Source organism: Helicobacter sp. 12S02232-10 (genome assembly GCF_002272895.1).
Taxonomy (GTDB): Bacteria; Campylobacterota; Campylobacteria; order Campylobacterales; family Helicobacteraceae; genus Helicobacter_J.
Genome location: NZ_MLAQ01000002.1, coordinates 35,540 through 55,734, shown reverse-complemented (window position 1 = coordinate 55,734; position 20,195 = coordinate 35,540). Strand labels below are relative to the sequence as shown.

General features: G+C 33.6%; 18 protein-coding genes and 1 pseudogene. 9 read left to right on the top strand and 10 right to left on the bottom strand.

The window, feature by feature from the left end:
* Window positions 1–59: 59 nt before the first annotated feature.
* Together BKH41_RS01810 and BKH41_RS01805 are read left to right on the top strand one after the other, a co-directional pair.
* A complete protein-coding gene (locus BKH41_RS01810; RefSeq protein ID WP_095296729.1) occupies window positions 60–956 on the top strand; it encodes a Fic family protein in 897 nt (298 codons plus the stop codon).
* Window positions 941–1,312 carry a hypothetical protein gene (locus BKH41_RS01805; protein ID WP_095296728.1) on the top strand — a complete coding sequence of 124 codons (372 nt, stop codon included), beginning with the start codon at window positions 941–943 and terminating at the stop codon, window positions 1,310–1,312. Before BKH41_RS01810 ends, BKH41_RS01805 begins: the two co-directional genes overlap by 16 nt.
* On the opposite strand, the gene BKH41_RS01800 is transcribed toward BKH41_RS01805, so the two are convergent.
* Together BKH41_RS01800 and dnaA are read right to left on the bottom strand one after the other, a co-directional pair.
* Entirely contained in the window at window positions 1,309–3,147 is a 1,839-nt protein-coding gene (locus tag BKH41_RS01800) for a relaxase/mobilization nuclease domain-containing protein (RefSeq protein WP_095296727.1), read from the bottom strand. The genes BKH41_RS01805 and BKH41_RS01800 overlap by 4 nt on opposite strands.
* Before the next feature lie 1,878 nt (window positions 3,148–5,025).
* Window positions 5,026–6,348 (bottom strand): chromosomal replication initiator protein DnaA, encoded by a 1,323-nt coding sequence (gene dnaA / locus BKH41_RS01785; RefSeq protein WP_095296724.1) that lies wholly within the window; start codon window positions 6,346–6,348, stop codon window positions 5,026–5,028.
* Window positions 6,349–6,442: 94 nt separating this feature from the next.
* Between dnaA and ruvC the strand changes: the two genes are divergently transcribed.
* Window positions 6,443–6,925, top strand: coding sequence for a crossover junction endodeoxyribonuclease RuvC (gene ruvC / locus BKH41_RS01780; RefSeq protein ID WP_095296723.1), 483 nt, complete (start codon window positions 6,443–6,445; stop codon window positions 6,923–6,925).
* 15 nt (window positions 6,926–6,940) lie between these two features.
* On the opposite strand, the gene galE is transcribed toward ruvC, so the two are convergent.
* Complete coding sequence (galE, locus tag BKH41_RS01775) at window positions 6,941–7,963, bottom strand: UDP-glucose 4-epimerase GalE (protein WP_095296722.1); 1,023 nt, start codon at window positions 7,961–7,963, stop codon at window positions 6,941–6,943.
* A gap of 109 nt (window positions 7,964–8,072) precedes the next feature.
* On the opposite strand from galE, the gene BKH41_RS01770 reads away from it, so the two are divergent.
* Complete coding sequence (locus BKH41_RS01770; RefSeq protein WP_095296721.1) at window positions 8,073–8,525, top strand: acyl-CoA thioesterase; 453 nt, start codon at window positions 8,073–8,075, stop codon at window positions 8,523–8,525.
* Between the two features lie 3 nt (window positions 8,526–8,528).
* Here the strand turns inward: BKH41_RS01770 and BKH41_RS01765 are convergent, their stop codons facing one another.
* From BKH41_RS01765 to BKH41_RS01755, 3 genes are read right to left on the bottom strand one after another with little or no spacing between them, the layout of a single operon-like run.
* Window positions 8,529–9,158 (bottom strand): hypothetical protein, encoded by a 630-nt coding sequence (locus tag BKH41_RS01765; RefSeq protein WP_095296720.1) that lies wholly within the window; start codon window positions 9,156–9,158, stop codon window positions 8,529–8,531.
* Window positions 9,158–10,075 (bottom strand): 4-hydroxythreonine-4-phosphate dehydrogenase, encoded by a 918-nt coding sequence (gene pdxA / locus BKH41_RS01760; RefSeq protein ID WP_095296719.1) that lies wholly within the window; start codon window positions 10,073–10,075, stop codon window positions 9,158–9,160. Before pdxA ends, BKH41_RS01765 begins: the two co-directional genes overlap by 1 nt.
* Window positions 10,072–10,845 carry a pyridoxine 5'-phosphate synthase gene (locus BKH41_RS01755; protein ID WP_095296718.1) on the bottom strand — a complete coding sequence of 258 codons (774 nt, stop codon included), beginning with the start codon at window positions 10,843–10,845 and terminating at the stop codon, window positions 10,072–10,074. Before BKH41_RS01755 ends, pdxA begins: the two co-directional genes overlap by 4 nt.
* Window positions 10,846–10,926: 81 nt before the next feature.
* Between BKH41_RS01755 and BKH41_RS01750 the strand changes: the two genes are divergently transcribed.
* The 5 genes and pseudogenes from BKH41_RS01750 (at window position 10,927) to BKH41_RS01735 (ending at window position 15,340) form a co-directional block, all read left to right on the top strand.
* Window positions 10,927–12,615 (top strand): acetolactate synthase large subunit, encoded by a 1,689-nt coding sequence (locus BKH41_RS01750; protein WP_095296717.1) that lies wholly within the window; start codon window positions 10,927–10,929, stop codon window positions 12,613–12,615.
* Window positions 12,616–12,625: 10 nt separating this feature from the next.
* A complete protein-coding gene (gene ilvN, locus BKH41_RS01745; RefSeq protein ID WP_095296716.1) occupies window positions 12,626–13,096 on the top strand; it encodes an acetolactate synthase small subunit in 471 nt (156 codons plus the stop codon).
* Between the two features lie 307 nt (window positions 13,097–13,403).
* Window positions 13,404–13,859: pseudogene (locus BKH41_RS10040) on the top strand (restriction endonuclease subunit S); the annotation flags it as partial.
* 75 nt (window positions 13,860–13,934) lie between these two features.
* Window positions 13,935–14,546, top strand: coding sequence for a restriction endonuclease subunit S (locus tag BKH41_RS10035; protein ID WP_257875386.1), 612 nt, complete (start codon window positions 13,935–13,937; stop codon window positions 14,544–14,546).
* A 140-nt stretch (window positions 14,547–14,686) separates the two neighbouring features.
* Window positions 14,687–15,340 carry an NAD(P)H-dependent oxidoreductase gene (locus BKH41_RS01735; RefSeq protein ID WP_095296714.1) on the top strand — a complete coding sequence of 218 codons (654 nt, stop codon included), beginning with the start codon at window positions 14,687–14,689 and terminating at the stop codon, window positions 15,338–15,340.
* Here the strand turns inward: BKH41_RS01735 and BKH41_RS01730 are convergent.
* From BKH41_RS01730 to BKH41_RS09710, 4 genes are all read right to left on the bottom strand, one after another.
* Window positions 15,337–16,368 carry an MraY family glycosyltransferase gene (locus BKH41_RS01730; protein WP_095296713.1) on the bottom strand — a complete coding sequence of 344 codons (1,032 nt, stop codon included), beginning with the start codon at window positions 16,366–16,368 and terminating at the stop codon, window positions 15,337–15,339. The genes BKH41_RS01735 and BKH41_RS01730 overlap by 4 nt on opposite strands.
* A 177-nt stretch (window positions 16,369–16,545) precedes the next feature.
* A complete protein-coding gene (locus BKH41_RS01725; RefSeq protein ID WP_095296712.1) occupies window positions 16,546–17,610 on the bottom strand; it encodes a cytochrome c peroxidase in 1,065 nt (354 codons plus the stop codon).
* Window positions 17,600–19,999, bottom strand: coding sequence for a Plug domain-containing protein (locus tag BKH41_RS01720; protein ID WP_180762696.1), 2,400 nt, complete (start codon window positions 19,997–19,999; stop codon window positions 17,600–17,602). The genes BKH41_RS01725 and BKH41_RS01720 overlap by 11 nt, the downstream gene beginning before the upstream one ends.
* On the bottom strand, window positions 19,977–20,150 hold the full coding sequence (locus BKH41_RS09710) for a hypothetical protein (protein WP_180762695.1): 174 nt from the start codon (window positions 20,148–20,150) through the stop codon (window positions 19,977–19,979). The genes BKH41_RS01720 and BKH41_RS09710 overlap by 23 nt, the downstream gene beginning before the upstream one ends.
* Between the last annotated feature and the right edge of the window lie 45 nt (window positions 20,151–20,195).

Here is a 20,195-nt window from a genome sequence, read left to right as displayed (position 1 = left end):
TTGGGTAAATCTCTTGTTAGAATATCAAATTGTTTTATTCACAAAAAGAAAGGACTGGTATGCAATATAATCCTGATTTTTTGGAAAATACGCACATCTTTAATCAAGATGAACTTTTAAGTTTGGAAAAAATATCCGAAAAGATGCCTTTAGAATTATTTTTGAATTCAAGAGGCGATAAAGGGCTTGTAGAGTGGCTTAAATTTGATTTTGTATATTCAAGCTCTCAAATTGAGGGCAATACGTATGACAGATTTGAAACTTTAGCATTGCTGGAAGAAGGTATCACTGCGGGGGGTAAAAAATACAGCGATGCTTTAATGATTTTGAACCTAAGGGATGCTTATGAGGAGATTTTACGTGATCAAATAATCCCTGTCAATAAGCAAACTCTAAAACATCTCCATAGCATTATAACCAAAGATTTATTGCCAGCTAAAGACATCGGCTCCATTAGAGAAGACGATGTAAAAATAATGGGAACTTCCTATCAGCCCTTAGGCAATCGAGAAAAAATAAATGCTGAATTGGATTATTTATTTAAAAAATATAATACTTTGAATAATCCCTTTGATCGCGCACTTTATTTGCACAATAATCTTGCCTATCTTCAATGCTTTCAAGACGGCAATAAAAGAACGGCAAGGGCGATGCAATTTTTGTCTTTAAAAAATGACGGCATAATGCCAATGGTATTAATTGATACTGACAAGGCAGTCTATAGTGAATACAGAAAAGCATTGATTATTTATTATGAAAGTGGCGATTATAGCGAGACTAAAGAATTTTTTAAGAAAAACTATGAAAAATTGTATTCCGAAATTATCCCATTATTTGCTCAAGACAAGGCATTGCAAGATAAAATAAAACCAAAAGGTTATCAGCTTGAAAAATCACTTAAAATAAAGCAAAATAATCAAAAAAGAAAGGGTGATATTCAATGCGATATTCCATAAGAAAAGAAAAATCCCAAAGTAATATTTATAAAACAATATTATTTTATATTGTCGGAGGCATTTTAATTTTTCTTTTCTTTAATTTGATATTGCCTAATATTCTCGCAAGGGTAAATAAATATTACATCATTTATAATAACCTTACGGACAATACTACATTTTATTATCAGGGAAAACAAGTGATCACATTCCCAAAAAAAGAAACAACTTGGACAATCAGAACCGACCTTCAAAAAAATAACATCGCCTTTATTGTCAATGACTACGGACAACCATCAATGCCAAAAGTATTAGAAATTGACTGTGTCCAAGAAACTGGATGCGTCACAAAAATGAACTATATTGTAATGTTTTAATCCTTCTGCTGATTTTTGGGATATGGTTTTATTGATTCACTCAATTTGGGATTATTATCCTTTGTTTCTTTTGTCATTTGGGATATTTTATTTGTATTTGCAACCCCTCCTTTGAATAAATCGACCTGTTTGATTTGAGAGTCAATTTTATTTTGATACTTCTTATCTAGAGTTTGGGTGTAGCTATCTTTTAATAATGTTTTAGAAACCATCAATTCTTTTGTAATAAAATCCAGTGCTTTTAAATTTCTGAATAAAGCACGGCTTTCTCCATTGCTGTCAAAAACTTTTAAGCAATCCCTCTTAAAAGCTTCGTTAAATGCCTTATAATCTTTTTGAACCTGAATATCAAGTTCTTGATGCCTTTGAACCAAAAATGCCAATCGCTTTTTGATTAATCCTAAAATTTCCTTTTTTCTAATCTCAATCGTTTGTAAAAAAGATTCCAAATCATCATTTGAGGTTTTTATAGCCTTTTGAGTATTAAAAGATTTCAAATAGCGTTCATAAGTCTTATAAGTTTGGAGCTGTTTTTTAAGTTCAAAAAGATTGGTTTTGTCTGAATTTAACAATGCTATCATATTCATTGCCTTATTCAATGCAATCGAATGATTTTTTACTCTTAAATGATGGGATAAAATGTCATTTTTTAAGATACTCATATTCTTAAAAACAACTTTTGAAGCATAAGGCTCAAAAGTCTTTAATGAAGACAATAAAGTCTTTTTCTTCTCTAAAAGCGTAAAATTTTGACTGAAAACCTTAAATTTATCACTCCAACCTATCAAATGTTTCATTTCTGATTCAAGCCTGCCCATTGCCTTAGAATTCTTTGAAATATCTTTTTGGAGCGATTGAATGGCATTTTCATTCTTAAGATTTTCAAAACTTTTTTTATCGAAAGACAAACTCTCCCTCTTGGCTAAAAGATCTTCGAGATCGTTTTGAAATTTCGAATCGACTTTTTTTAAAAATTGATGGCGATTGTTTAAATCTCTAAAAGCGCTATTATAAAAACTCTCCGCATCAAAACGACTTAAATTGTTACTTTGGGCTTGAACAGCCTTTATTTCTTCTTCAATGCTTTCCAATTTAATTTTTGGATTGTTTGAATAGTCGAGTTTGCCATCAGAAAGATAAAAAAGATTATTTTTAAAATCTTCGCGGAGTTGATGATAAAACTCTCTGCATTCGCTCTTAGAGGCAAAATGAAGTTTCCTGCCTGTTGTTTGATTGGTTTTATTGATAACGCAATGGATATGCGGATTGTTTTGATGAGAATGGGGAATTAAGACAAAAGAATAATCTGTTAGGTTAGATTTTAAAGTTTGATAAACAGCAGTTTGTAAAAGCTTTAAGATTTTTTCACTCTTAGCCTCTTTGAGAGAGAAAACCAAATGCAAGCCTACTTTATCATTTTCTTTAGCATTCACATAATCAGGCTTCCATTCCTCTAAAATTTCTTTAAAACTTTTTAGTTCAAAAAACTCATTAAAAGCTGTTTTTTCAATTGCATTTTTTATTGTATAGCTCAAAGCATTAAAAAGATGTTTATGATTTAAATTGCCAATGTTTTTAATCACGACTTGTTTGGAAGATTGTGATGCAAATAATGAAGAGCCTAATAAAGAATTTGGAGAATAGAAATTTGATTGTAAATGCAAATCTTTTTTGGAATGAAAGCTTTTAAAAGCAAAGATCAAATTATCAGAATAACTTTTAGGGGTTTTGGAAGTTCTTTTGACAGGTTCATATTCAAATAAAGGCTCGTCATCTGAAATGATATATTTTAACGGAAGTTTTGTAATGATACCGGTATTGTTTATTCCATTCAATATAAAACCTTACAATCTTTTAAAATCTTTTCTTTAATGATTTTATTTTGATTTAAAAAAATAAATTTAAGAAACTTAAGAATTTGAATCAGATTTAAATATCTCAAAATGATTTTTATGCATTTATCAATTCTTACAAAATATAAATAATATAAAGTAACCAAAATATCAATATCTTAATTATAACCAACCCTATTGGAAATATAAATCAATTTCTAATGATTTCATTTCTAATAAATTTATCATTCTTTCATTCTTAAATTCCAAAATCTTTTTTTTAAAATCTTTTAAATCTCAAGATCTCTGAAAAATTATTAATCCGAATATTAATTTTAAATATTATCAAGTTATCAATCTTAATAATTTTAATTAAGTGAAATCTTATAAATCTTAAATCTCTCTTTCTTTCCCCTTATATATAAATACAATTGTATGGAAATTCATTTCCACTATCCATTAATGATTGTAATCATTGCAGTTTCAATGCAGATTATTCATTTATTCATTATGAGAAATCAAATTATTGTCTCAGTTCTTAAAAATATTAAGTCGTAATTGCGAGAAGCCTTTGAAAGTTTTGCAAAGTTTCGATACAAGGTTTTTAATTATCTTTAAATAAGATTGTCTTATGATAAGTTTCATAACAAAGATTTAAAATTTTATTCACGATAGTTTATAAAAATCAGAGAGAAATGGCAAAGAAAAAGCAAGAAGAAGTTTGAGTAAAATCAAAACAAAAAAGAGAGAAAATTGCAATGAAAATTATGACAAATTTCATAGCAAACCAGAGTAAGCAAAATCAAAATAAATTTTACAACAAAATCACAATGAGTTTTACAGCAACTTTCAATCAAAGCAATCGAAAATTTTACTATTGTTTGTTTGTCCTTTTTTGCATAGAAAATGCAAACTCTTTGAAGAGTTTATTTAAAAATTTTCAAAGTTTTTGTATGAGAAAAAATACAGAAATCCAAAAGAATGCAGGATAACCCAAAAAATATGTATTTTTTTCTATAATGCCCTATGCAGGGAGCTTAGAGAAGATAGTAAGATAAATACGGCATTTGAAGCACCTTAAGTTTTATTTAAGTATTGCTTTTGCTTGAGTAAAAATACGATGACTTGAAAAAATATTTGGCAAGAAGTTTGACAATAAATTTTATAACGAGTTGGTAAAATTTTTTATGGCAAGTCGGTAAGAAAAGTCACGACAATTGATACGATCATTTGATGAGAAAAATCATAGTAACCTGATAGGCAATTTGAAATGAAACTTGATGAAAAACTTTTGATATTTTTTTTGAGTTGTAATTATCAAAGCGATTAATCATATGCAAGCAATTGTGTAAGAACAGGAAGAATCACAATAAAATCAATATCAAAATAAATGAGTTTAAAGACAGACAAATAAAGATAAACTCAATATCAAAATAAATAAATTTAAAATCAATCTATACGGATAACTTAAAAACAAAACCGAATGAATCTCAAATTCATTTGTAACTTATGGATCAAACATCCTATATTGCCAAATCAAAATCAAAATAAATACTCAAGTTATAAGCAATCAGCTTTAATGAACTCTGAAAGCTCAATAATTTTATTTAAGGGGAAACAGCGGGGATTGATTGTTTTAATCGCTTATGGTGATAGAAATGGTGAAAAATGAACTTAAGTGCAATAAAAATAGCTTATAATAGTCAATCTCAAAGTTGAACTAAAAGTGCAAAGCATAGCCAAAGGCTAACCTTAAAATACAATTTTTAATTATTCGTTCGCTCTTGACTTGTTTATTTTTTTTAGAAACAATACTGGCAAAATCTTCGATTGAAACTTAGCTTCAACTTAATATTTCATTTTTATCTAAAATTTTGTTTTTTATATTATTTTGTTATTTTGCTCATTTTGAATTTTGTTTTTCATTTCTTCGATCATTGATTTAATATTGATGTTTTCAGCGATTTCTGTTGTAATCATTTTCATTGCTTTACTCACTGAGCTATGATCTTTCATATTTAAAAACTGAGCTAAGGCAGGCATTGAGTTTGGTGTGAGTGTTCTTGCGAGGTAAATAACGATTCTTCTAGCATTGGCTGTAGTTTTGTTTCTAGATTTTGATTTGATTTCGCTGGGTTTGATGTTGAGTTCTTTTGAGACGATTTTAATGATATTTTCTAGTGTAATATTTTCTAAATTTTCTTTTTGAGTGTCTTTGATGGCATTTTTTGCCATTGCTAAGGTGATATTTTGTCCGATAATAGAAGCTTGGGCATTCAGTTTTAGAATAATCCCTTCAATTTGGCGAATATTGTCATTGATATTTGAAGCAAGATAATGGATAATTTCGCGGTCAATTTCAATTTGATTAAGATGGCATTTTTGAATGATGATAGCAATTTTTGTTTCCAATCCAGGCGGTTGGATATCTGCAATGATTCCCCATTCAAATCTTGATTTTAATCTTTCTTCTAAACCTAAGATTTGTTTAGGGGGTTTATCACTTGTCATCACGATTTGCTTTTTTTTGTCGTGAAGTTCATTAAAAGTATGAAAAAATTCTTGTTGGACGCCTTCTTTACCTCCAAAAAATTGAACATCATCAATCAATAGATAATCACAACTTCGGTATTTGTCTCGGAATCGATCCATTGTGTTGTTGTTAATGCGGGTGATGAAGTCATTTAAAAATTGTTCGGCTGTAACATAAATGACTATTTTATTTTTTTCTGAAACACTATTGCCAATAGCATTGAGAATATGTGTTTTTCCAAGACCTGTACCTCCATAGATTAAAACTGGATTATAAACTTCAGCTTGTCTTTGAGAGATTTTTTTAGCAATTTCATAGCAGAATCGGTTTGAATCTCCCACTACAAAGGAATCAAATGTATAAGAGGGATTTAAAATTGCTCGAGTTTGAAGCTTGGATCCGTAGTTTTTCGAACTTTTCACATCTTTTTTTTGCGATTCCACAATAATGCTTATTTCTGGCTTAATTTTTTTATAAATTTCAAACAAGTGTATGATCTTTTCACTGTATTTGGTTTTTATCCAATTGGCAATGTAGATGTTAGGGACAATAAAGACTGCTAAGTCCGATTTAGAGGTATTTTCATCGTATTTCATTTTTGATATATAGGTATTGTATTCATACTCTGTAATTTCGTCTTTAAGCTGTTTTAATATATCATTTTCTAACATTTTTTCTCCGTCGATAATAATTTCACAATGTGAAAAGTTTAGTGAATAATAGTGAAAAAAATGTGTAAAATAAATAAAACGGAAGCAAAATCAAATGAATATTTTAGGTATTGATCCTGGAAGCAGGAATTGCGGTTATGCAATTGTCAATTTAGAACTCAATAAAATTTCTTTGATTGAAGCAGGTTTTATCAAGATGAAAGAACGAGTATTACAGCATCAAATCTTAGAATTTGTGGAGGGCATTGATTTGGTGTTACAATCTTATAAGATTGATGAAGTTGCTATTGAAGATATGTTTTATGCTTATAATCCTAAATCTGTTATTAAGTTGGCTCAATTTCGTGGGGCTCTTAGCTTAAAAATTTTGCAGGAGTTGGGAAATTTTGCCGAATATACGCCTTTACAGATTAAAAAAGCATTGACAGGAAATGGAAAAGCTGGAAAAAATCAAGTAGCTTTTATGGTCAAGAGAATATTAGGTATTAAAGGCGAGATCAAGCCTTTGGATATTACTGATGCAATTGCGATTGCCATCACGCATTCACAACGCCTGAAAGTGGAAAAAAAAGGCTGATATTTGTTTATTGTTTTAAAGCAAATATTTTTCCCATTCATAAGCACTTTGGATGATAGTTTTTAAATCATTATATTTTGGTTTCCATTTTGTCATTGAGAGTATTTTTTGGTTGTTTGCTACTAAGATTGCTGGATCGCCAGCCCTTCTAGAAAGAATTTGAACTTCAAAATCTGTTTTAGAGATTTCTTTGAGAGTGTTGATGACTTCTTTGACGCTGTATCCTTGTGCATAGCCTACATTAAAAACTTCTGATTTTTGAGACTCTATCAAATAATTCCAAGCTTCTAAATGCGCGATTGCTAAGTCGTTGATATGAATATAGTCACGAATACAGGTACCATCTTTAGTGGGGTAGTCATCACCAAAAATAAACATTTTCTCTCTTTTATTGCTTGCACATTCACAAGCAACTTTAATCAAATGTGTGGCGTTTTTGCTTCTTTGCCCTAAACCTGCTTTGGAGTCATAACAATTTTCTATATTCGCTCCTGCTACATTGAAATATCGAAGCGCAATATAATTAAAATCATATGCTTCACTGCAGTCCTTTAAAATTTTTTCGCTCATCATTTTAGAGACTCCGTAAGGATTGATAGGATTCAAAGGAGTATTTTCTTGCACGGGAATGAGTTTAAAATCAGGTTCTCCATAAACAGCTGCACTGGAGGAAAAAATAAAATTTTTTATTTGATGGCGGATACACAATCGAATCAAAGAAGTCGTATTGAGTGTATTATTTGTATAGTATAAAAGCGGGTTAGTAACAGATTCGCTTACAATCAAAGAAGCGCTAAAATGCAAAACCCCTTCAAAACGGGTTTCTTTAAAAATATTTTCAAGAGTGGCAGTATCAGATAAATCTGATTGTATAAAATTGATTCTGTCGCCAAATTTGTTTTTTAAATATTGGAAATTTTCAAAGAAACCCGTGCTTAGATTATCAATAATCGTAAGGGTATAATCGGTATTTTTTAAAAATTCCAATGCTGTGTGAGAACCGATATATCCGCTACCTCCGGTGAATAATAGATTCATTTTTACTCCTAGAATATAAAATTATAAATTATAGCTAAGTTCGCGATTTTAAATTGGCTATAATTTTTTAAATAAAAAATTATTTTGATTTCAAAATTAAGGAATTGTGATGGAAGACGTATTTGATACCAAATCTCTTACAATGTCGGTTCTAGTAACACCGAGTATGGTTAATTTTGGTGGCGTGATGCACGGAGGCGAGCTTTTAAAGATATTAGATCAGGTTGCTTATGCTTGTGCGACGAGATATTGCGGCATAGGTGTTGTGACATTGAGTGTGGATAATGTTATTTTTAAACATCCAATTCCAATCGGGTCGATGATTACTTTTTTGGCAAGTGTGAATTATACAGGCAGAACAAGTTGCGAAATAGGGATTAAAGTCATCAGTGAAAATATCAAAGACAAATATGTAACGCATTGCAATAGTTGTTATTTTACAATGGTGGCAGTTCAAGATGGCAAAACCGTTCCGATACCTCAATTAGAGCCAAAAACCCCAATGGAAAAACAAAGGTATCAAAAAGCAATTGAGAGAAGAAAAGCAAGATTAGGCAAGTGATTTCTAATTTTTTTGGCTATAAAGTGTAATGAAATTCTGAATTTCTTCTTCAATGCTATGATTGCCATAAAATTTTATAGTCAAATTTTGAGAATCTTGAGGAAAAAGGCTTTGAATCGGGACAATTTCAACAATCCCTTTGATACTTGAATTTTTGTTCTTAAAGGAGAGCTTGATATATTCATTCAGCGTTTCCACGATCAAAGTGAGATCTTTTTTATGCGAAATTTTTAGGTTTTGGAGTTGGTGTTCCTCTTGTATGAAACAATCAAAAGTATATAAATAATATTTTATAGTCGGGATACTTCTGTTTTGAATGAATTTTTTATCAATATTTAAACCAAATAGCAAGTTTTTATCTTCGGTAATGATTGTAGAGCGCATATATTCTTGTAGTCCTAAAACACCTTTGGATTTTGCATTGAGTTTTTCTTCTTCAAGCATCAAAATAAAGTTTAAAAGATCATTGAGTTCATCATTCAGTTTTTTGATTTGATCGTGGGTTTTAGCAAGAATGTTTTTGTTGTCAATGATTTCTGAACTCCTGACATTCAGACGGCTTTCAAGTTCTTGGATATAGGCTTTTTGTTCATCAAGCTTTGCCTCTAGGGCTTTGAGTTGGTTTTTATTCATCAATCCATTCCATATCGTGTGGCCAAATCAATCGCGTTTAGATAACTGTGAGCATTTGGCCGAGTTTTGTAAGCTATGTCATAAGCTACGCCGTGATCCACAGATGTTCTTAATATCGGAATATTTAGGGTTATATTTATGCTTTCATAAAAATATAGCGCTTTTAAAGGTGCTAAACCCACATCGTGATACATACTGACAAAAAATTGATATTCTTCTCTGTTTTTCGGGCTAAAAGCAGTATCAGGCGGAATGGGTCCTGTAAAATATTCTTGCCCCAGCGTTTTGTTTGCCTTTATAATTGCTTTTTTAATGGCTTCATCTTCATTTCCCATCACCCCATCATCACCGCAATGCGGATTGACTCCAAGTACAAGTGCTTTTTTCATTTTAATGCAGTGATAAAATTGAATTAAAAATTCGCTTAATTCTTCTGTTTTAATCATTGCACTTACGTCTTTAAGCGGGATATGATCACTAAAAAGAGCAACAAACATTTTTTCACACCCAAGCATCATTATCGCTTTTTTTTGGTAGCGTTTTGCTAAGACTTCAGTATGTCCCACTTCTTTAATCCCAGCTATTTGCCAAGCTTTTTTATGAATGGGAAGCGTGCAAATGCCTTGAACTTCTTTATTGTCTGCAAGTTTGCAGGCTTGAAGAAAACTTTCGTAGCTGTAACGCCCACTTTGAGCATTGATAGTACCTGCACAGATAGAAGGAAGCGGAGTATTTGGGGGTACAAATTCCATATCTTTAGGCATAGCAATTCCCAATATTTTGCAGGCATCTTGAAGTAATTCAGGATGGGCACAATAAATGGGATTGCATAGTTTTTTGATTTTTTTATGTTCATTGAGAGCGATTTGAGGACCCACTCCGTTAATGTCTCCGATAGAGATGGCGATTTTTTTCATCGTATCAGTTCCAACATATCTTTTATCGCCTTTTCCAATCCCGTGAAAATTGATCGGGCAATAATGCTTTGTCCGATATTGAGTTCTGTGATAGCAGGGATTTTAGCAATAGAAGAGACATTTTGGTAATTGAGTCCGTGTCCGGCAAAAACTCCCAAGTGTAGATCTTTTGCCAAATTCGCACAATCAATAAGCTTACAAAAAGATTCATCAAGCAGTTTGCTCAAAAGATTTCTATCTAATTCAAGGTTTTTGATGGAGTTTTTATGTCTTGAGAGATTAGAATAAAGCATTAAATGCAAGTTGGCGTACTCACCCGTATGAAACTCCACTCCATCTGCACCCAATTCTTTTGCCTTTGTAGTGCAATCTTTATTTGGATCGATGAAGAGGGCTGTTTGAATTTGGTTTTTTTGAAATTCTTTGATGATTTTTTCTAAATTTGAGCGATTTAAATCCAGCCCGCCCTCAGTCGTGACTTCTTCTCTTTTTTCGGGAACGAGTGTGATTTTATGGGGTTTTTGTTCGCATAAAAAATCAATGATTTTTTCATCACAAGCACACTCTACATTTATGGGTAAAATAGAGGTCTGAATGATTTTTTTTACATCATCATCGTGGATATGGCGTCTGTCTTCTCTGAGATGGATAGTGATTTGGGAAACTCCCGCATTTTTTGCGATAAATACCGCTTCCAATGGGTCGGGATCATTGATTTTTCTAGCTTCTCTTAATGTGGCGATATGATCAATATTTAGCCCTAAATTCATAGAATGTCTCCAAATTTTTGTAGTCTTTTTAGCTTAAAACATATTATAATTAAAGACATTATATAGATTTTAGGAGACTTTATGCCAACCAAACGACTAAATGGCTCTGAAATGGTAATAGAAGCTTTGCGATCAGAAGGCGTAAAAGTGATTTTTGGTTACCCTGGTGGAGCGGTTTTGAATGTGTATGATGAAATTTATAAGCAAAATTATTTCAAGCATATATTGACACGGCACGAACAAGGCGCAATTCACGCTGCTGATGGCTATGCTCGCGCAAGCGGGGAAGTCGGTGTGGCTGTCATTACTTCAGGCCCGGGATTTACAAATGCGGTTACAGGGATTGCAACGGCATATACCGATTCTATTCCCTTAGTCATCATTAGCGGTCAAGTTCCTATTGTTCAAATTGGAACTGATGCATTCCAAGAGATTGATGCAGTGGGTATCTCTCGCCCTTGTACCAAACATAATTTTTTGGTCAAAAGCATTGAAGAACTCCCTAGAATCCTAAAAGAAGCTTTTTATATTGCCAAAAGTGGGAGACCCGGTCCTGTGTTGGTAGATTTGCCCAAAGATATTAGTGCGACTTATGGGGATTTTGATTATCCTTCTGAAGTTTCTCTCAGGACTTACAAGCCTACCACAAAAGGAAATTCAAGGCAGATTAAAAAAGTTGTGCAAGCTTTAAAGGAAGCAAAAAAACCTTTGTTTTATATCGGCGGGGGTGCTGTGATTTCAGGCGCTTCAGAGGCGATTAGAAAGCTTGTGGATAAAACGCATATTCCTGCTCTTGAGACTTTAATGGCAAAAGGTGTTATTCCCCATAAACATCCTTGTTTGCTTGGAATGGTCGGAATGCACGGGACTTATGCGGCCAATATGGCAATGCAAGAATGTGATTTACTCATTTGTCTTGGAGCGAGATTTGATGATCGGGTTACTGGAAAAGTGAGCGAATTTGCCAAATTTGCCAAAATTGTTCATATTGACATTGATCCAAGCTCTATTGGTAAAATTATTGATGTTCATTTTCCGATTGTGGGCGATTTGAAAAGTGTTTGTGAGGATATTTTGGAATGCCTTGAAGAATATGATATTTCTTCGATTGAACAATGGAGAGAGTTACTTGCCAAATATGCCCATATGCACCCACTAGGGTATAAAGATTCTGATGAGGTTCTCAAACCCCAGTGGGTCATTCAAAAAATTGGGGAGATTTTGGGAGAAAAAGCCGTTGTTGTTACAGATGTGGGGCAGCATCAAATGTGGACAGCACAATTTTATCCCTTTAGTTTTCCCAGACAGCTTATCACAAGCGGGGGGCTTGGGACAATGGGATTTGGTCTTCCTGCTGCTATGGGGGTTAAAAATGCTAAAGAAGATAAAATTGCACTCAATATTACCGGAGATGGCTCAATTTTAATGAATATTCAAGAATTGATGACTTGTGTTGAAGAAAAAATCCCCGTAATCAATGTTATTTTGAATAACAACTATTTGGGAATGGTGCGCCAGTGGCAAAGTTTTTTTTATGAAAGCAGATTTTCTCATACTGACCTTTCCCTCCAACCTGATTTTGTAAAGCTCATAGAAGCTTTTGGCGGAAAAGGATACCGAGTAGAAACCAAAGAGGGGTTTGAAGAAGCATTCAATAAAGCTTTAGAATCAGGCGTCGTATGTATGCTTGATGTTCTTATCGATCGAATGGAGCACGTTCTTCCGATGGTGCCAGGCGGGGCTGCATTGAATAAAATGATATTAGAATAAGGATAAAAGTATGCAGAAGCGAAGAATAATCTCTGTTTCCGTGATTAATGAGCACGGGGTTTTATCAAGAATATCGGGGCTTTTTGCCGGACGGGGATACAATATCGAATCTCTCACGGTCGCCCCAATCCCAGAAACTGAGCTTTCTAAAGTAACGATTGTAACCAATGGAGATGAAAGAGTTTTAGAGCAAATCGTTAAGCAACTCCACAAATTGATTCCGGTTTTGAGTGTGACTGAGAATGATGATTTTTTAGAAAAAGAAATGGCAATGGTAAAAATTTCCATTGAAGAAGATATTGCAAGTATTGAGGCATTATGTCGAGCCTATAACGGGCACGTTGTGAATGCTAATGAAAAATACATCATTGTAGCTGTGACGGATAAGCCTTATCGTATTGATAGCTTTTTAAAAGCAATCAAAAGGTTTAGCCCTAAAGAAATGGTTCGAAGTGGCGTGGTAGCTTTAGAAAGGTATTGATACCAAAAAATTTATTCTGACAACTCAAACCGCTTATAAGTGTATCCATTGGGTTTGTCTATAGTTCCACCCCCCCCCCCTTTTTTTTTTCTATATTCCTTTTCTCTCTTCTGTTTTAATAGTAATCAATTGTTTGAAATCTTATCTAACATACCTGTATAAATATAAATTCTGCAAGAACTTCCTTTTTTAGGCATATTTATTGCTTTATTTTCTCGTATTATCCAAAGAAAATGAGAAAATTACAAAGGCAAAAAAATGAATAAATTAAGAGAACTCTGCTTGGCGGCGGCGGGGGGTCGAATATAAGCCTCTTGAGAGTATAGTAAATTTAAGAGCTGGTGATAGAATCATTAAATCAATGATGAGCAATGATTATAAATATCCTGTTTTTGGTGGAGGAACTCAAACTACTGGATATTACACAGATTATAATTTTGAAAATGCAATTACAATCGCTAGGGTTGGAAGTGCTGGTTTTGTAAATTGGCAAGAAGATAAGTTTTGGGCAACTGATGTATGTTTTGTTGCAAGCAAAAAACAAGAAGAAAATAAAATCAATATTAAATTTATATTTTATGTCTTAAAAAATCATCAAAATGAATTTCAAAAACATCTTTATGGTGCTTCAATGCCAAAATTAGATAAAAATTATCTTTGGACACTTCCAATCCCCATCCCACCCATAGAGGTCCAAAATAAAATCGTCCATATATTAGATCAATTCACAGATCTCACAACAGAACTTCAAATTAAACTTCAAGCAGAACTTACAGCTAGAAAAAAGCAATACGAATACTACCGCGACCAACTCTTAAGCTTTGAATCTTTAAATGAGATGGGGGGGGGGTATGAGTTAATTAGCTTAGGAGAGGTTTGCCAATATATAAAAGGTCAAGGTTTATCAAAAAGTGACAAAGGATTAGGTAAAGAGCAAATAATTTTATATGGAGAGCTTTATACCACTTATGGAAATTATATTACAAATGTTGTATCTCAAACATCTCAAGATAAAATATCTAAATCACCTCTCATCAAAAAAGGAGATTTATTATTGCCTTTATCAAGCACCACAAAAGAAGCCCAAATTGGCAAAGTATCATCTTATCGTTCCGATGTTCCTGCATATTTGGGTGGAGATGCTTTAATATTAAGACATTCTCAAAATGATGGATATCTTGTTTATTTGTTAAATGGTGCTTGGTTTGAAAAGTTAAAAATGCAATGTGTTAAAGGGATGACCATTAATCATTTAGATTATAAAAAACTCTTACAAATCAAAATCCCCATCCCACCCATAGAGGTCCAAAATAAAATCGTTGGGATTTTGGATCGATTTGATGCTTTGTGCAATGATCTTTGCATTGGTTTGCCTGCTGAAATCAATGCACGTCAAAAACAATATGAGTATTATCGGGATCAGTTATTGGCATTTAAGAAAAATGATTAAAATCAGGTATGAGTGTATTTGCGGGATTAGTTGGCAATAAGTCGTTTTTGTATGCATATTGTTTGTGAAGAGAAATATGATAATATCGTATTTCAAATCTGAAATACGATGTGTAAAGATAAGAATTTGAAGGATTCAGAATGCAAAAAGAAGAAGTTTTAAAACTACTCTATCGCCGTTATTCCTGTAGAAAATTTGATGGATATAAAAAAATTCCGAGAGAAGATTTTGAGTTGATTTTAGAAGCAGGGAGACTTGCCCCCAGTTCTTTGGGGTTGGAGACTTGGAAATTTATAGTGATTGCTTCTGAATCTCTTAAAGAGCAGATTGCTACAGATTCTCCAAGCAATCAAGTCCAAATACAGACGTGTTCGCATTTGTTGGTTGTATGCCATTTGAGTGCTGATGTTTTGAGACCTGATTCAAACTATTTAAATACTCTTTATGAAAACGTCAAATCTGTTCCCGAAACCTATGATAAAGCAAAGATTAGGACAGCATTACAATCAGTCTGTGAAAATCGTTTAAAAGGAGATGAGAAACTCATCAATGCATATGCTAGGGAGCAATGTTTCATAGCAATTGGGCAGATGGCAATGAGTGCAGCAATGTTGGGTATTGATTCGTGTATCATTGGTGGGTTTTATGCAGCGGGAGTTAAAAAGCTTTTAAATGATTTTATGAATGTTGATGATTTGCAACCTGCGTGCTTGATGACATTTGGTTACGGGGCAGAGAACAAAAATCATTTAAAACGTAGGAAGCCCTATGAAGATGCGGTAAAATGGATTTAAAATGATTGGCTTGACCTTAAAGAAGAGTTCAAGAAAAAATAAATGATGCCATATATAGCTATAAAAGCAAGACTCAAACCAATCAAAACCCACGCTTGATTAATAAAAATCAATGCAAGTACCATAAATGGCAGGTTAAAAAGCCAAATGACAAGTGCAGTCAAGGGGTTATTTTGGATCTTTTGGTAGATAAGGGTGTGGAGATGTTTTTTATCGGGTTGTGTCGCAGATTGTTTATTTAAGATGCGACGCATAATCGAAAATAGCACTTCCCAGACAGGATAAATCATCACAGAAAGCCCAAACCAAGCAGAGATTTCAGAATTCTCTTGGGTCAAAATCACTAAGAGAATCGCAATGACAAAGCCCAGCAAATAAGCCCCGCCATCACCTAAAAATATTTTTCCTTGAGGAAAATTGACGCTTAAAAAACCCAGTGTTGCACAAAATCCGATAATTGAGGCAAATAAGACAAAATCGCAATTAAATTCAAATGCACCGATTCCTATAACAATAAATGCCATTGCACAAATCCCGCCTGCCAAGCCATTGAAGCCATCAATAATATTGATGGCGTTGCATACACCAATGATTCCAAAAAGACTAAAAGCTATACCCAAAAGATAGGGTAAAGTAACGATGGGAGAGAGATCTGTAATGACTGCTTGCATTCCAAATACGGCGACAGATGCCCCCAAGAATTGCACTAAAAGCCGTACTTTTGGGCTTAAAGATGCGGAAAAATCTTCCATCAATCCACTTAAGAAAGTAATCAACAGGGCGCTTAAAAAATACAGACTTGAAAGATTAATATGAAACAACACCAAAGAGAAGCTTAAAAATATCCCGATTCCGCCTGCTCTTGGGGTTGGAATATCGTGAAATCTTTGGGGTTTATCGCTGTTTGTGGTATCTATGAAAATATGGAATTTTTTTGAAAGAAAAATGACAATAAGAGAGCTTATTAAAGAAATAAAGAATGCTACTAGTCCGATTTCAATTATTCCAATAATTCTTGAAAGTTCCATACATCGCCCTTTAATTCTGCTATTTTAACCAAGATAGGATTAAAATTTGTTGTATTTTTTGTGTTTTTTGCTATTTGATCAAAATCATTTTGAGTTTGCATACATTATGGAGGGCAAATCGATAAAAGAAGCGTAAAATGTTGTGTCAGTGTTGGATTTGATGCAATGCATAGAGATTTAAAGCGTTTTTAAAAAAGCTTCCAATGCCTTTAATTCTTCATTGTTTAAAAAAAGCTTGTGGAGTAGGGGAGAGGTTTTTGGAAATAAGGCATCATTGGTGTCTTCGGGCTTAGGATGAAACATTCCTGCATTATAGGCATTTAACACCCCAGATAAATTGGGAAATAGTCCATTATGCATATACGGAGGGCTTTTGATGACACCTCTTAAAGAAGGAGTTTTAAACGTTCCGATATCCTTTATATCCCGACTTACTTCATATCTACCTAAATCTTGATATTTGCGTTTATAATAGGTAAGCCCTAAATTATGGAACTTACCATCGCTAAAAGCAGTCCCATAATGGCAATTCATACATTTTGCTTTAGTGCGAAATAGATGCAATCCCCAGACTTCTTTATCACTTAAGGCATTCTTTTCTCCAAGTAAAAATTTATCAAAAGCATTTCTTTTGGGGAGTAAGGTCCTCTCATATGTCGCTAGGGCATCAGCAATTTGTTTTAATGTGATGGGAGATGTTTGAAATGCGGTTTGAAATTCTTTTTTGTAAAATTTATCAACATTTAATCGCCTTAGTAAATCTTTTAAGGGCAATGCCATTTCTTTTGGATTTGCTATGGGAAATAAAGCTTGGTCTTCTAAGTTTTTGGCTCTGCCATCCCAAAATTTTTCTTTCCCAAAAGCGCTCATTGTAATGCTTGGAGTATTGCGGGTACCTTTTTGGTCATTATGTCCCAAAGAAAGCTTTACGTTATCTGCAAATCCGAATTCTTTTTTATGGCAGCTCGCACAAGAAAGTTTTTTTGAAAGTGAAAGGAGGGGGTCATAAAATAGTTTTTTGCCCAGTTTTGCTTTTTCTTTGGAATAGGGATTATATTTAGGAAAAGATGCTTTTAGTGGGAGGGGGGAAAGCTCTTTGTAATCGACCCCTGTATCAACATTGGGTTTTTCCCAAACAGAGGAGGGCTTTTGATACATTTCTCTGATTTGCTCAATATTTTTTGGCATTCCATAGGCAAGCTTGCATATTGCCAAAAAAAGCAAAAAAATCTTAGAATTCATAACCTGCTTGCAACCAAAATGATCTGCCTGCCTCATAGGTAGGGGTTGTGGTTGTATCCCCTTTGAGGGTTTTAAACTTGGCTGTGGCGATATTGAGGTTATCAAGCAAATTATAAATATCTAGATTCATAAAAAGTGTATTTTTACCCCAAAAGTTGAAGTTCAAACCGATTCGAGTATCCCAATTGAAAGCATTGGGAAAATTAAAACGTTTGTATTCTGTTAAAGTTGTCCCATCGTTCATTATTTTTTTGCCTATGTTTGTAATGCCGATATAACCTGAACGAAAAGAAAAGAAATTGCTCCAAGTTAAAAGCAGGCGTGAAAATTTGATATTAGTAATGCTTGTAAAGCGTGCATTCCAAGGTTTGGCGAAATTATCAGGGGGCAGTTGGGATAATAAGATTGTTTTGCCCTCAAAAAAGATACGATCATTTTTGAGGCTATTGGCATAATCGGTGAAATTTCTATGAATGTTGGAATAATCGGCTGTGAATAAAAAATCTTGATAAATATTAAAAAATTTGATGGGTTTTGACATTTCGATACTGAGTGAAAAAATATCGCTGACGCTTTTGCCTTCATTGCTATAGGTGAAATATACAGGCGCGTAGTTGGTATCAGGCAACGGGTTGAGCATTTTGCTGTGAGCGACTTTGATGATCTCATCTTTTCCGTTACGACGGACATATTTGAAACTCCCTTTTATTTGCCATATTTTTTGGGATATTCCTGCGACAAATTCATCATTATAGGGAATTTTGAGTTTTTCAAATTTGACATTGCTTTTGCTTGCGATGCTTTTTGTCCATTCTTGATCGGGGTTGCTTCTGGTTTGGGTGAGTTCGAGTGCTTTGATACCATCTTGGAGACGGTAAGCCATAATATTGCGTCCATAGTAGCGATTGTACCCGCCCATAAGGTGAGTGATACCATTGCCAAAAACGTCCATTTCAAGACTTATTCTTGGAGCAAGTGTGAGTTTTTTCATATAAGTATCGCCATCAAGTCGCACGCCTGGACGAAAATGAAATCGCCAAAGATTGATATTGTCTTCAATGTATAGCCCATAAGCAAAATTATCCAATTGGATTTTACCTTTTTGGTAGATGGTAAGCTGCCCTGCATATTGCCCGATATTGTCTTTCCAAATCCCTGTTTGGGTGCTTACGGGCGAAGCAGAGCAATAATCTGTTTCGCTACAGGTCTGTGAGCTTTTTAAGGGTTTTTGCGAACTAAGTTTGGTTTCATAAAAATCATTGGGTCGCCCATAATAGGCATAGGTATAACCGAGTTGGATACCCGTACTTAAGAGATGTTTTGTGTGAAAAAATTCCAAGACCTCAAAATCCATATTGCTTTTATAGGTAATGTTTCTTTGAATTGTATCTACATTGCCCCACGTTCCCTCACTTGATAAGGTTTTTGTTCCCCAATTTTTTTCACTTGATGGTTTCCACGCCTTAAAATATTGTTTTTCTCCATTTCGAGAATTAGTTTCATCGCTATAAGAAAGCGTACCGATAAAATTTGCAAATTTAAAATCATATGAAGTTTTCAATAACGCTTGCCAGCCTCCTTGGTGGATAGAATATAAGGAATCTTTGGTATTTAAGATAAAATATTGATTGTTTTGAGGCATATATGCAAGACTTGCTTCCAAAAAAAGATTTTCTATCCCACTATAGACGCCCTTTAAGAAATAATTATAAATGGCGCGTTTGTTCTTTTTTCGATCGGGTTTATGGAAGCTTGATTGATAAACATACAGCGGGATAATCGATTGAGTAGTTGAAAAACTCCCGATGATTCCGAAGTCTTTGGTTACATAGCCTTGCGCTTGACCCCTGATGAAATATTTGAAAAATTCAGGTTGGTTGCTTTCAGAATCTGATTGGATAAAATTTTCATATTCAGAATCATAAATATGGTATTTAGTGAGTTTAGAGCTTGTGAATTGGTAGGAAAGCTTGGTTTTAAATTCTTTGCTCGGATTTTTGGTTTGTGCATCAATAACCCCACCTTCAAATCCGCCGTATTTGGCTGAAATATTGCTGTCATAAACGCGAATGTTTTGAATCATTGAGGCATCAACTGCAAGTCCTTGAGATCTTCCGGGTATGATTGTAGCGTTTGCAGGGTTGCTTGCAGCGGGATTTAAATCATTGTTGATACTGATGCCATCAAGTTGAAAGAGATTTTGATAAAACGGTGCGCCGTTGATGGAGACATTTGGCGGGTCGATTTCGCCGGGCGTTTTAGAGTTGTTAAAAGAATTGCTAAACTGGACATTGGGGTTAATTTTAAGAAAATCTGTGATTTGTCCATTGCTAGAGGGGAAGGCATTGATGAAATATTCAGAAATGTTATGCCCCCCCCCCCATTTCATAAATACTATTTTTATTAGCCTCAATTTGTATTTTAGGGAGTTTGTAATGCTTTTCATTATCTTTTTGGGAATTTTTTATCTCTTGAGCAGATATGTTTTGTGTGCTTAAAATTAGGGCACTAAGTACAGATAAAAGGGCATTCTTTGACATTATGATAATTTTTCCTTTATAATTAAAATAGTAATCATAATTATA